We start from the raw sequence: 12,313 nt of genomic DNA, 5'->3' as shown, positions 1-12,313 counted from the left end.
GGACCTGTGGAGGGGCTGCGAGGGTGCCGGAGCGCGGCGGGCGGTTCAAGTGCGGCCGGTCACGGCCCACCACCGGACCGCAGCGCCGGACACCGCTACAGGTGCGGGCGCTGGCGTTCGCCCGGCGCCGCACGGTCGGCGCTGCGCAGTTCCTCCTTGCGTTCGCTCATCTTCGCCTGCGCCACCTGCGCGCGCGCGCCGACGACCATCTCGTGCAGCCAGGTGATCAGCACGGCGGTGTATTCCTTCTGCGCCTGCTTGGACGAGAAGCCGTGGTCGGCACCGGCGATCGCGCGCTTGGTCAGCGATCGCGCCTTGCCGAACGCCCGCACGTAGTTGGCCACCACCATCGGCGGCACGATCTCGTCGTGCTCGGCCTCGACGACCAGCGCGTCGCCGCGATACGCCGCGCAGGCCCGCAGCGCCCGGTTGTCCTGCCACAGGATGCGGCTGCGCCGGTAGTCGGACAGACCCGGGTCGGCATTGAGCCGGCGCTTGGGCCACGTCCAGCCCTCGTCCTTGTAGAGCGCCGGCGAACGCAGGGCCAGCCAGCGCACCGGGCGCAAGGTCGTGAGAAGCGCGGCGAGGTAGCCGCCGTAGCTGATGCCGACCACCGCGATCGAGGCCGGGTCGACCTGCGGCCGGCCCACCAGCCAGTCGTAGGCGGCGACCAGGTCAGCCAGGTTCTGCTCGCGCGATACCGTCTCCCATTGCGAGGCGGTGCGCTCGTGGCCGCGCAGGTCGAAGGTCAGGCATTCGCAGCCGATGCCCACCGCCTCCTTCGCGCGCACCAGATCGTGCTCCTGGCTGCCGCCCCAGCCGTGCACGAACAGCACGCCGGGCAGCGAGTCCGCCGGCGACAGCAGCGTCGCACCGACCAGCTCGTCCTCGACGCGGATGTCGACGGTTTCCAGTCGAACGTTCATTCCCGATGCAGAAGGCTGTACTTGACCAGATACCCTACGCGCTCGTCCCTGCCCCGATAGTGAACCTCGGCATCCGCCGGCACGCGCTCGCCGTAGACCTCGCAGGTGGCTGCGCGCACGCGCTGCAGCGCCGGATCGCGCGCCAGCGCCTCGATCGCGAGGAGCTCCGCGCCGCTGGCCCCGCCGATGCGCCAGGACTGCTCGAGCACGCCCGATGCCGGGCGTCCGTCACCGTCACGGCCGGCGATGACGTCGTAGTTGCGGCGGGACGCGTAGGTCCCCGGATACGCCCTCATCGCTTCGGCATCGTAGCGGCAGACCTGCGCGACGGCCTGGCGCAGCGCGTCCGGCAGGTCCAGCGCGAGCAGGTCCTGGAATCGTCCGCGCACGACCGTCAGGTCCGACCCGCCATAGACCTCGGCGCCGCGATGGTTGACGGTCTGGCGCTGGCTGCCGACATAGGCCACGCGCATCCCCGCCAGCAGCACTTCGCCGACGCTGTAGGTGACCGCCTGCGCCAGATCGCGCTCGACGACGGCGCCGTGGCGCTCGAGCACCGCCTCGTCCACCACCGCGACGTGGTCGGCCAGCGCGGCGGCGGTTGCGGCTACCTGCTGGCCGTTGCCGCCCGACTCATGGGCGGCCTTGATGCGCACGGCGCCGCCGGCCAGCAGGTCCTCGCCGGCGCGCCGCAGGTCGGCGCGCGTGAACACCGAATAGCCCGGCAGCACGGCATCGGCCAGGCGCTCCCCGAGCGCGTGCACCCAACCCTCGGGAACCCGGGCCTGCGCGTCCAGCGCCGGATGGCTGATCGTCTTGGTGGCGACGAAGGCGAACGGCACCACGCCACCGAACAGATCGGCCTCGCCGCCGATGCCCAGTTCGGCGGCCTCCCGCTGCAGCAGGGTGCGATCGGGCACGAAGTAGACCGGCTCGGCGTAGCGGCGCCCGGTCTCGTGCTCGCCCACATAAGTGCGGCCCGTCAGCGCCGCGATGCGCTGTGCCAGCGCGGCATGGGTCCGCGCCTCATGACCGTCGGGACGCCGCCCGGCACGGCGCGAGAGCAGCGCGACGCAGCCGGGCACGCCGGCGACGCCGATCATGCGGTGGGCCTCGCAGGCGAACCCGCTCCGGCACCGCCATCGCGCCGCGCAACCCCTGCCCCAACGCGGCACCGGCCCGCCGGTACCCGATGACGTCGCAGCCCGGCGCGGGCAGGCGCACAACCGTCCAGCCGCTGGCAGGGATCCATCGTGTCCTCCAGGCGATCGGCCGGACCGCCTCGCGGCAGCACGGGCGATTGCCCCGCTCCGCTCCGGAGCCGCCGGAGCCGCCGTACCCGGAGCGGTCCGGGCACCGCGCCAGTGTCCCGGCCGCGCTCGTACCGGTGCTGAACCCGGGGCGGCGCGACGGCACTATCGCGCGCGGCCACCCCGCGGCGTTCAGCCAGCAGGCACGCGGTGCGGTTTATCCAGGAAACCCCGGACGAGGCCGCACCGATGACCGCGAAGATTCCGCTTCATCTGAAGGGACGCCATTCGATCTTCGACCGCTTCGCCGGCGCGATCACGCGGGCCGCCGGCTCGCCCTGGGCCTTCTCGCTGGCGTTGCTGGGCGTGCTGGCCTGGGCCGCGACCGGCCCGGTGTTCGGGTTCTCCGAAACCTGGCAGATCGTCGTCAACACCGGCACGACGATCATCACGTTCCTGATGGTGTTCCTGATCCAGCGCTCGCAGAACAAGGACAGCCTGGCGCTGCACATCAAGCTCAACGAGCTGCTGGCGGCCCAGCTGGCCGCCAGCAACCGGCTGATCGCGATCGAGGATCTCGACGAGGAGGACCTGGCGACACTGCGGGCGTTCTACTGCCGGCTGGCCGAGCTGGCCGAGAAGGAAGGCGGCATCAAGCGCAGCCATTCGCTGGACGAGGCGGCCGCGGCGCATGCCCGCAAGACCGGCGCGCCGCGCCCTCGTGTCCGCCAGCCGTCGCGCTCGAAGCGCCCGAAGCCACGCGGCGACTGAGCGCAGAGTGGATTTTGTTCACATGCCATTGCCACCAGCGGGCCTACGGTGGGGCGACTCGCAAACGGAGTGCGCCATGCGATTCGAGGTGTTCAGGCTGGGCGAGGAATGGCAATGGTGCCTGTTCTGGAACGAGCGCCTGGTCGCCGTGTCCAGCGAGCTGTACCGCGGCGAGGACGACTGCTTGCGCGGCATCGAGCAGGTGCGCGAAGCGGCACTCTCGGCATCGGTCAGCCGGATCGAGGAGTTAGCGACGGAAAGGACGGCGACGGAAGCCACCGCGTAGCAGCAGCCGGTTGTGCCGGGAATCCGGCAGCGAGACTGCTTCGAGATGGTGGCTATGGGTGGACTCGAACCACCGACCCCAGCATTATGAGTGCTGTGCTCTAACCGGCTGAGCTACATAGCCACGCGAGGGCGCGCATTCTAGCCGCTTGCGGCGGCGCGGTAAACGGCCTGCGCCGGCCGGGCGCCGCACCAACTCCCGGGCATCCGGCGATGAGTGTACCGGCGCCGGGCGCAGCCCGCGCGCCCGGCGAAACCGGACGGCGACGCTACAGGTCGGTCACGCGCGCATCGAAGCCGCTGGCGAGGATGACCTCGGTGCCGGGAAACGGACCGCTGATCTCGAACGTGATGCCCGCCTCGCTGCTGCCGGCGGTGCCACGCTGCGACGAACAGTAGAAGCGCAGACCGTCGGGGCTGAACGCCGGACCGGTGACTTCCGAGGCGTCGTGGCCGACCAGCTGCAGCAGCGGCAGCGGGGTGCCTTCGGGACCGATCATGACCACCTGCAGGTCGTCGCTGTCTTCGGACACGTAGACGTAGCCGGAGCTGTCGACGACGACGTTGTCCGGTTCCCACAGCGGCGCGTCGAGGCCGGCGTCCTGGCGCGCCTGGGCGTCGTAGAAGATCTCGATCGCCGCATCGCGGCAGCGATAGGCCCAGATGCGATCGTCCGAGGTGGTCGCGAAGTAGACGACGCCGTCGTGGTAGTACATGCCTTCGCCGCGTTTGAAGTGATACGCCGTCTCGATCTGCTGGCGGCAGGGCGTCTGCTCGGCCGTCGGGTTGGGATTGGGCACGCGGTGCCAGATCACGCGCTTGCGGCCGGTGACCGGGTCGCCGAGCACCTCCATGATCTCCAGCACGCCCTCGCCGAGGTCGGGGTAGTTCGTCGGCGTGAAGCGATAGAAGCCGCTGTCGCTGCCCTTGTCCTCGGTGAGATAGACATGCTTGCCGATCGGATCGACCGCGCAGGCCTCGTGCGCGAAGGTGCCGAGCGCCGGCCGCGCGATGCCCTGCCCCGGCTTGAACGGATCGCATTCCCAGACCAGGCCGAGGTCGTACTCCTCGCACGACAGCCAGGTGTTCCAGGGCGTGCGGCCGCCGGCACAGTTGACGTTGGTGCCGGAAAGGACCGCATAGGTGTCCACGACCGTTCCCTGCGCATCGAACTTCAGCGCACCGACGCCGCCGGTCTCCGGGTACACCTCGCTGTTGCTGACATAGATCCAGCCGCCGTCCGCGGTGGCGTAGCAGGCGCCGCCGTCGGGCGCCGGATGCCAGGCATAGGCGGCACCGCGCACGGCGGCCTGGCCGCTGCGCGCGACGATGCGTGAGGTGAAGCCCGGCGGCAGCCGCACGCCATTGGCGTCCGGCGGCTGCAGGCCGGCACCCAGCGCCTCGACGAAGCGCTGCCGCGCCTCGCTTCCGGCACTGCGGACCAGTCCGCGCGTGGCCTCGTTGACGCCGGCGGCCACCTGCCCGCCGATCGTCAGCAGGCCGGCACCCAGGGCGGCCTGGCCCAGGAAGCGGCGGCGGGAAACAGCGGCGGCGGGTAGAGCGCGCGGATCGATGGTCGACATGGCTGGCCTCCAGGGCGGGCAGATGGGGAGGTCACTACCGTAGAGACCGCATGTTCCGGCCCGCTTTCATCCCGGCAACGGTTCTGTTGCGGTGCGCTTGACGCGCCGCGAACTGCGATCGTGCGCACGCTTTCCAGCACGATCGACCCGCATGCAACACGCGTGACAACGCGGTTTCATCGACGACGGACACCCTGGCGCACCCTGTCCGGGAGAGCACACGTGTCGCCGACGCCCCGTTCGTTTCCCACCGCCGGCCGGCCGCGTCCGCCCGGACTGTCGCGCCGCGGCTTCCTGGCACGCCTGTGCGTCGGCGCGGGCCTGGCCGCCTGCGGTCCGGCCCTGCTGGCGCGCTCCGGCCATCACTGGCAGGCGGCCGCCCCGGCGCCCGACCGCGGCCCGCTGGGCGCGCGGGGCCAGCCGGCGCATCCGGGACAACTGCTCGACCCGGACGCCAACGGCATCCGCCTGCCGCCGGGCTTTTCCAGCCGCGTGATCGCGCGCGGCCTGGAGGTGGTGCCCGGGACCGGCTATCCGTGGCATACCTGGCCCGACGGCGGCGCCTGCTTCCCGCAGCCCGACGGCGGCTGGATCTACGTCTCCAATTCCGAAACGATCGCCCTGCTCGGCGGTGGTGTCAGTGCGATCCGCTTCGACTGCGAAGGTCGCATCGTCGATGCCTGGCGCGTGCTCAGCGGCACCAGCATCAACTGCGCGGGCGGCGTCACGCCCTGGGGATCCTGGCTGACCTGCGAGGAGATCGATTTCGGCGCCGTGTTCGAGGTACTGCCGACCGATCGCAACATCCTGTTCCCGTCCAGCCGCCGGCGGCCGCTGCTCGGCAGCTTCAAGCACGAAGCCGCCGCAGCGGTCGATGCGCTGGGCATGATCTTCCTCACCGAGGATGTCGGCGACGGCTGCCTGTACCGCTTCAAGGCCGACGCCTGGCCGGACCTGGCGAGCGGCGTCCTGCAGGTGGCCGAGGTCGTCGGCCCCGACCCGGGCGCGGACCCGGAGGCGCCGCCGCGTGCCGTGGTCTGGCACGACCTGCCCGAACCCAATCCATCGGCCCTGTTCGGAACGCCCACGCGCGAACAGGTGCCGGCGGCCAGCCGCTTCCGCGGCGGCGAAGGCATCTGGCATCACCGCGGCGTGGTCCATTTCACCACCAAGGGCGACAACCGTGTCTGGGCGCTCGATCCCCGCGGCGACCGCCTGTGGGTTCTCTACGACGAAGCCTGGTTCGCCGATCCGCTGCTGACCGGCGTCGACAACATCATCGCCACCGCCGCGGGCGACCTGCTGGTGGCCGAGGACGGCGGCGACATGCAGGTGGTGGCGCTCGGTGCCGACGGCGCGCTCTATCCGCTGCTGCAGATCGCCGGCCACGACGGGTCGGAAGTGACCGGGCTGGCATTGAGCCCGGACGGCAGCCGCCTCTACTTCAATTCGCAGCGCGGCGAGAACGGCGGCGGCCCGGGCGTGACCTACGAGATCCGCGGACCGATCGCCGGTGCCGCGCTGTTCCGCAGCGATTTCGAATGCGGCACCGGCGGCGCGACATTGGGCTAAGATGGCCGGCGGCCGCCGATCGGCGGCATCCTCGGGACCCGCCACCCGGCTCGAACCGCATGCCCTCGTTCCCCGCACGTCCGCTCCGGGCGCACCACCGGTGAATGCCGTTTCCGCCCTCGCCGTCGCCGGCGGCGCCGCGATCGGCGCCCTGCTGCGCTGGCTGCTCGGCCTGGGCCTCAACCCGCTGCTGCCGTCGCTGCCGCTCGGCACGCTGGCGGCCAATCTCGTCGGCGGCCTGCTGATGGGCGTGGCGATGGCGCTGTTCGCCCACTTCGAGACGATCCCGCTGGCCTGGCGCCTGGCGGCGACGACCGGCTTCCTCGGCGGGCTGACCACGTTCTCGGCGTTCTCCGGCGAAACCGTGCACCTGCTGGAACGCCAGCAGTGGAACTGGGCGCTGGTGCTGGTGACGGCGCACCTGGCCGGCTCGCTGCTGATGACGGCGGCCGGGCTCGCGGCGACCCGCGCCCTGCTGCGCACCGGCTAGGCTTAAAAAATCGCCGCGGCGGCGGCATACTGGCAGTGGGTCGGCCGCCATTACGGATCGATGTCCCAGCCGGAACTTCGCAACCGCATCCAAGCCCTGCTGCAGCTGGCCGGCGTGACGCTGGACGGCGACGCGCCCTGGGACCTGCGCGCTCACGACCCGCGCCTGTACGCGCGCGTCGTCGCCCACGGTTCGCTCGGCCTGGGCGAGGCCTACATGGACGGCTGGTGGGACAGCGACGACCTCGACGGCCTGCTGACGCGCCTGCTGGCGGTGCACGTGGACGAACGCGTGCGCGGACTGGACGACATCCTTCTGTGGCTGAAGGCCGCCGTGGTGAACCTGCAGCGCGGCCGCCGCGCCTACGTCGTCGGCGAGCGCCACTACGACATCGGCAACGACCTGTTCGAGCGCATGCTCGGCCGGCGCCTGGTCTACAGCTGCGGCTACTGGCGCGAAGCCACCGACCTGGACGCCGCGCAGGAGGCCAAGCTGGACCTGGTCTGCCGCAAGCTGGGGCTGGCACCGGGACAGCGCGTGCTCGACATCGGCTGCGGCTGGGGCGAGGCGCTGAAGTTCGCCGCCGAGCGCTACGGCATCTCGGGCGTCGGAATCACGGTCTCCAACGAGCAGGCCGACTTCGCGCGCGAGCTGTGCCGCGGCCTGCCGATCGAGATCCGCGTGCAGGACTATCGCGAGATCGACGAGCGCTTCGACCGCATCTACTCGATCGGCATGTTCGAGCACGTCGGCGTACGCAACTACCGCACCTACTTCGACGTGGTCCGCCGCAACCTCGCCACGGACGGCCTGACGCTGCTGCACACGATCGGCGCCAACGCGTCGAGCAACCATACCGATCCGTGGATCGAGAAGTACATCTTCCCGAACTCGATGCTGCCCTCGGCCAGCCAGGTCACCGAGGCCTCCGAGGGGCGCTTCGTGATCGAGGACTGGCACAACTTCGGCACCGACTACGACCGGACGCTGCAGGCCTGGCGCGCCAACTTCGACGCCGCCTGGCCGGACCTGGCCGACCGCTACGACGAACGCTTCCGGCGCATGTGGCGGTTCTACCTGGCCGGTTCGATGGCCAGCTTCCGCACGCGCCAGATCCAGCTCTGGCAGATCGTCATGAGCCCGGAGGGTGTCCCCGGCGGCTACGTCGCGCCGCGGTAGCACGCCGCCCGTTTCGCGCCGCCGCGCAACCGGGCCCGCGGCACGCTAGGCGGCGGTCAGCACCGCCAGGAACGCTTCGCCGTAGCGCGCCAGCTTGCGCTCGCCGACGCCGCTGATCGCGCCCAGCTCGCGCAGGGACTGCGGCCGCTCGCGCAGCATCGCCAGCAGCGTGGCGTCGTGGAAGATCACATAGGCCGGCACGCTCTGCTCGCGCGCCAGGCGTGCGCGGGCGTCGCGCAGCGCATCCCAGAGCGCCGCCTCGTGCGCCGCGATGTCCAGGCTCTGGCGCGAGCGGGCGGCGCCGTCGCGGCCGGCCGAACGCCGTTCGGCGCGGCCGGGCGGGCGCCGCAGCCAGACCGTGCACTCGCCGCGCAGGGCCTCGCGGCTGGTCGCGGTCAGGCGCAGCGTGCCGTAGCCTTCCTCGTCGGTGGACAGCAGTCCGGCGGCCACCAGTTGCCGGAACACCGAACGCCATTGGCGCGCATCGAGGTCGGTGCCGATGCCGAACACGCTCAGCCGGTCGTGGCCGAGCGCCTGCGCGCGCTCGTCGGCCTCGCCGCGCAGCACCGCGGTCAGATGGCCCACGCCGTAGCGCTGGCCGGTGCGGTAGACGCACGACAGCGCCTTCTGCACGGTGACCGTGGCGTCCCAGTTCTGCGGCGGGTCCAGGCAGTTGTCGCAGTTGCCGCAGGCGCCCTGCGGCGTCTCGCCGAAGTAGGCGAGCAGGCGCTGGCGCCGGCAGGTGGTGGTCTCGGCGAAGCCGAGCAGCGCGTCGAGCTTGGCGCGCTCCACGCGTTTGCGCTCCTCGCCCGATTCGGACTGGGCGATGAACTGCGCCAGCGTCACCACGTCGGCCAGGCCGTAGGTCATCCAGGCCTCGGCCGGGAGGCCGTCACGACCGGCGCGGCCGGTCTCCTGGTAGTAGCCTTCCATGCTCTTGGGCAGGTCCATGTGCGCGACGAAGCGCACGTCCGGCTTGTCGATGCCCATGCCGAAGGCGATCGTCGCGACCATGACGATGCCGTCCTCGCGCAGGAAGCGCTGCTGGTTCGCCGCCCGCCCGGCGGCCTCCATGCCGGCGTGGTAGGCCAGGGCGCGGACGCCCTCGCCCGCCAGCCAGGCCGCGGTCTCCTCGACCTTGCGGCGCGACAGGCAGTAGACGATGCCGGACTCGCCGCGGTGGCCTTCGAGGAAGTCCTTGAGCTGGCGGCGCGCGTTGTCCTTCTCGACCACGCGGTAGCGGATGTTCGGGCGGTCGAAGCTGGCGACGAAGCGCGACGCCTCGGCCAGGCCCAGCCGCTCGACGATCTCGGTGCGGGTCGGCGCATCGGCGGTGGCCGTCAGCGCGATGCGCGGCACGTCCGGGAAGCGCTCGTGCAGCACGGTCAGCTGCCGGTACTCGGGCCGGAAATCGTGTCCCCACTGCGAGACGCAGTGCGCCTCGTCGATCGCGAACAGGGAGATCGTGCGCGAGCCGATCAGGTCCAGGCAGCGCTCGCTGAGCAGCCGCTCCGGCGCCACGTAGAGCAGCTTCAGCTCGCCGCGGGCGAACCGTTGCTCGACCTCGCGCTGCGCCTGCGCGTCGAGGCTGGAATTGAGATAGGCGGCCTCGACGCCGAACTGGCGCAGCGCCTCGACCTGGTCCTGCATCAAGGCGATCAGCGGCGAGACGACGATCGCGGTGCCCGCGCGCAGCAGGGCCGGGATCTGGTAGCACAGCGACTTGCCGCCGCCGGTCGGCATCAGCACCAGGGCGTCGCCGCCACCGGCGAGGTGTTCGATGATGGCCTGCTGTTCGCCCCGAAACGCGGGATAGCCGAAAACGGTATTGAGGACCTGCAACGCGGAAGCGGGCATCGAGACGGATAGACCTTTCGGGGAGGCGGGCGCGCGGGCGCGGCACCGGCCGCGCGCCGGGGCGCTGCGCATTCTAGGCCCTCCGGGCGGCACCGCGCGCCCGCGGCCCCGCGCCCGGAAGGCCGGTAACCTTCAATATTCGTTTACTTAACAGCGAGTTGTAGAAACGAAGAGACAACATTGAATCGACAGTCGGCGCCCCGCCGCTCTGCTACCCTGCGCCGCTCGCCTTCCCTGACCGCGTGCGCCCCCTGATGCCCAAACCCGCTTCCCGCCTCCTCGGTCCGGCCCTGCTCGCGCTGGCCCTGACGCCGCTGCTCGCCACCGCCGTCGTGCCGCCGCGCTTTCCCGCCGGCGCGGTCTGGCACCAGAACATCGCCGACGCGCCGCTGCACCCGCAGTCGCGCGCGATGCTCGAGACGCTCGCCGGTCTCGGTGGCTGGGGCAACAGCAACCGGATGCAGATCGACTTCTCGCTGCACGTACACCACACCGCCCCGGCCGACGCACCGCGCTACGAGGTGATCCCGCATCGCGGCTCGGGCGAGTACTGGCGGCCCGATTGCGAAGCGCTGCCGACGACGATGCCGGTGCCGGCCGATGCCGCGTTCGAAGGCCAGAGCGGCCTGACCTGCAACAGCGCCAACTCCGACTGCCACCTGCTGGTACGCCAGGGCAGCAAGCTCTACGAGCTCTACTCGGGCAACCTGTCCGGTGGCGTGCTCGATGCGCGCTGCCTGACCGTGTGGGACCTGTCGGTGGTCTATCCGCCCGAAGGGCGCGGCGAGCATTGCACCAGCGCCGACGCCGCCGGCTTCCCGGTGGCACCGCTGCTGGTGAACGCCGACGAGGTCGCCGCGCGCGCGGGCGACGCCAACGGCGACCTCGGTCATGCGATCCGCTTCATCCTGCCGAACGCGCGCATGGCGACCGACCCCGCGCTCGGCGGCGTCGGCGGGCGGCTCTACGTGCGGCCGGCCTCGCATGCCGGCGGTCCGTCCGGTCCCCGCGGCAGCGTGCCCTACGGCGTGCGCATGCGGCTGCGGCCGGACTTCGACATGGCCGGCTACAACCCGGCCGCACGCGTGATCCTGCGCACGATGCAGCGCTACGGCCTGGTGCTGGCCGACGGCGGCAACATCGCGCTGACGTTCGAGAGCGACCGCCACACCACGGCCAAGTGGTCCACGCTGGGCATCACCTCGCAGATCTTCTGGAACGGCACCGGCGGCGCCGCGCCGGTCAAGGTGACCGACTTCCAGATCATCGACACCGGCCCGCGCATCGGCGAGACCTGGAACTGCGTGCGCAGCGTCGCGCTGCCGAGCATCGAGATCTTCCTCAACGGCTTCGATCCGGCATAAGCCGCATCGGTCTTTTCATGAGCCGCCGGGCCGGCCCTGCGCCGCGGCCGCGGCGGCCCGGCCTATACTCGGCCATCGTCTCCAGCCCGAAGCCACCGCCATGTCCCTACCCGCGATCCGGCGTCTCCTCGTTTCCGGCCTGCTGCTGGCGGCCCTGGCGCCGGCGCTGGCGGCGCCGGACGACTACGTCGGCTCCATCGAGCGCTGGCACGCCACGCGCATCGCCAATCTGCAGAAGCCCGACGGCTGGCTGAGCTTCGCCGGTTCCGGACGCGTGCAGCCCGGCGACAACACGGTCGGCCGCGCCGAGGACAACGCGATCGTGCTGCCGAAGGGCCCCGAGCACCTGGGCACGCTGACCTTGGCGCCGGACGGCAGCCTCAGCCTCGCCGTGCCCGCCGGCAGCGACGCGCGCGTGGACGGCAAGCCGTTCGAGCGGGTCGCCCTGGCGACCAACGCCGACGGCGCCACGCCCACCCGCGTGACGCTCGGCGAGACCTGGTTCTACGTCGTCAAGACCGGCGACGTCGTCGGCTGGCGCTTCCGCGATCCGCAATCACCGGCGCGTACCGGCTTCACCGGCATCGACACCTGGCCGATCGATCCGTCCTGGCGCATCGTGGCCGACTGGCAGCCGTTCGATTCGCCCAAGACGATCGAGCTGGTCACCTCGCTCGGCACGCCCGAGGAAGGCACGGTGCCGGGCAAGGCGGTGTTCGAGCGCGACGGGCAGCGCTTCGAGCTGCAGCCGCTGTCCGAGGACGACGGCAAGCAGTTGTTCTTCATCATCGCCGACCGGACCAGCGGCAAGGAGAGCTACGGCGCGGCGCGCTTCCTGTATGCCGACGCGCCGAAGGACGGCAAGGTCGTGCTCGACTTCAACAAGGCCTACAACCCGCCCTGCGCCCTTTCGCCACACGTGGTCTGCCCCACTGCGCCGCCGGAGAACCGGCTGGCGCTGCGCGTGACCGCCGGCGAGAAGAAGTACGTCGCCGGCCACTGAGCGCGGCCTGCCGGCGCGCCCGCGCCGACATGA

General features: G+C 71.3%; 11 protein-coding genes and 1 tRNA gene. 7 read left to right on the top strand and 5 right to left on the bottom strand.

The window, feature by feature from the left end; genetic code table 11:
- Positions 1-95 precede the first annotated feature (95 nt).
- Both I596_RS06975 and I596_RS06970 read right to left on the bottom strand, forming a co-directional pair.
- Entirely contained in the window at positions 96-926 is an 831-nt protein-coding gene (locus I596_RS06975; protein ID WP_067645814.1) for an alpha/beta hydrolase family protein, read from the bottom strand.
- Positions 923-2,029 (bottom strand): DUF3182 family protein, encoded by a 1,107-nt coding sequence (locus I596_RS06970; RefSeq protein ID WP_067645812.1) that lies wholly within the window; start codon positions 2,027-2,029, stop codon positions 923-925. The genes I596_RS06975 and I596_RS06970 overlap by 4 nt, the downstream gene beginning before the upstream one ends.
- A 396-nt stretch (positions 2,030-2,425) precedes the next feature.
- Between I596_RS06970 and I596_RS06965 the strand changes: the two genes are divergently transcribed.
- Both I596_RS06965 and I596_RS18730 read left to right on the top strand, forming a co-directional pair.
- A complete protein-coding gene (locus tag I596_RS06965; protein ID WP_067645810.1) occupies positions 2,426-2,947 on the top strand; it encodes a low affinity iron permease family protein in 522 nt (173 codons plus the stop codon).
- 76 nt (positions 2,948-3,023) lie between these two features.
- Complete coding sequence (locus I596_RS18730; protein WP_067645809.1) at positions 3,024-3,233, top strand: YegP family protein; 210 nt, start codon at positions 3,024-3,026, stop codon at positions 3,231-3,233.
- A 46-nt stretch (positions 3,234-3,279) separates the two neighbouring features.
- Here I596_RS18730 and I596_RS06955 read toward each other — a convergent pair.
- Both I596_RS06955 and I596_RS06950 read right to left on the bottom strand, forming a co-directional pair.
- A tRNA-Met gene (locus tag I596_RS06955) sits at positions 3,280-3,356 on the bottom strand.
- A gap of 145 nt (positions 3,357-3,501) precedes the next feature.
- A complete protein-coding gene (locus I596_RS06950) occupies positions 3,502-4,815 on the bottom strand; it encodes an alkaline phosphatase PhoX (RefSeq protein WP_067645807.1) in 1,314 nt (437 codons plus the stop codon).
- A gap of 222 nt (positions 4,816-5,037) precedes the next feature.
- Here I596_RS06950 and I596_RS06945 point away from each other — a divergent pair, with 222 nt between their 5' ends.
- From I596_RS06945 to cfa, 3 genes are all read left to right on the top strand, one after another.
- The gene (locus I596_RS06945) at positions 5,038-6,387 is read left to right on the top strand and encodes an alkaline phosphatase PhoX (protein ID WP_067645805.1); all 1,350 of its coding nucleotides are present in this window, start codon (positions 5,038-5,040) and stop codon (positions 6,385-6,387) included.
- A gap of 100 nt (positions 6,388-6,487) precedes the next feature.
- A complete protein-coding gene (gene crcB, locus I596_RS06940; protein WP_067645803.1) occupies positions 6,488-6,877 on the top strand; it encodes a fluoride efflux transporter CrcB in 390 nt (129 codons plus the stop codon).
- Positions 6,878-6,937: 60 nt separating this feature from the next.
- Positions 6,938-8,056, top strand: coding sequence for a cyclopropane fatty acyl phospholipid synthase (cfa, locus tag I596_RS06935; RefSeq protein ID WP_067645801.1), 1,119 nt, complete (start codon positions 6,938-6,940; stop codon positions 8,054-8,056).
- A 45-nt stretch (positions 8,057-8,101) separates the two neighbouring features.
- Here cfa and recQ read toward each other — a convergent pair whose 3' ends face one another.
- Positions 8,102-9,913 carry a DNA helicase RecQ gene (gene recQ / locus I596_RS06930; RefSeq protein ID WP_067645799.1) on the bottom strand — a complete coding sequence of 604 codons (1,812 nt, stop codon included), beginning with the start codon at positions 9,911-9,913 and terminating at the stop codon, positions 8,102-8,104.
- Positions 9,914-10,167: 254 nt separating this feature from the next.
- Here recQ and I596_RS06925 point away from each other — a divergent pair, with 254 nt between their 5' ends.
- The gene (locus tag I596_RS06925; protein ID WP_067645797.1) at positions 10,168-11,277 is read left to right on the top strand and encodes a hypothetical protein; all 1,110 of its coding nucleotides are present in this window, start codon (positions 10,168-10,170) and stop codon (positions 11,275-11,277) included.
- 100 nt (positions 11,278-11,377) lie between these two features.
- Positions 11,378-12,280, top strand: a complete 903-nt coding sequence (locus tag I596_RS06920) for a DUF1684 domain-containing protein (RefSeq protein WP_083965428.1) — start codon at positions 11,378-11,380, stop codon at positions 12,278-12,280.
- Positions 12,281-12,313: the final 33 nt, after the last annotated feature.

The sequence above is a fragment of the Dokdonella koreensis DS-123 genome (assembly GCF_001632775.1).
In the GTDB taxonomy this organism is placed as follows: Bacteria; Pseudomonadota; Gammaproteobacteria; order Xanthomonadales; family Rhodanobacteraceae; genus Dokdonella; species Dokdonella koreensis.
This window is presented reverse-complemented; position numbering and strand designations above follow the sequence as displayed.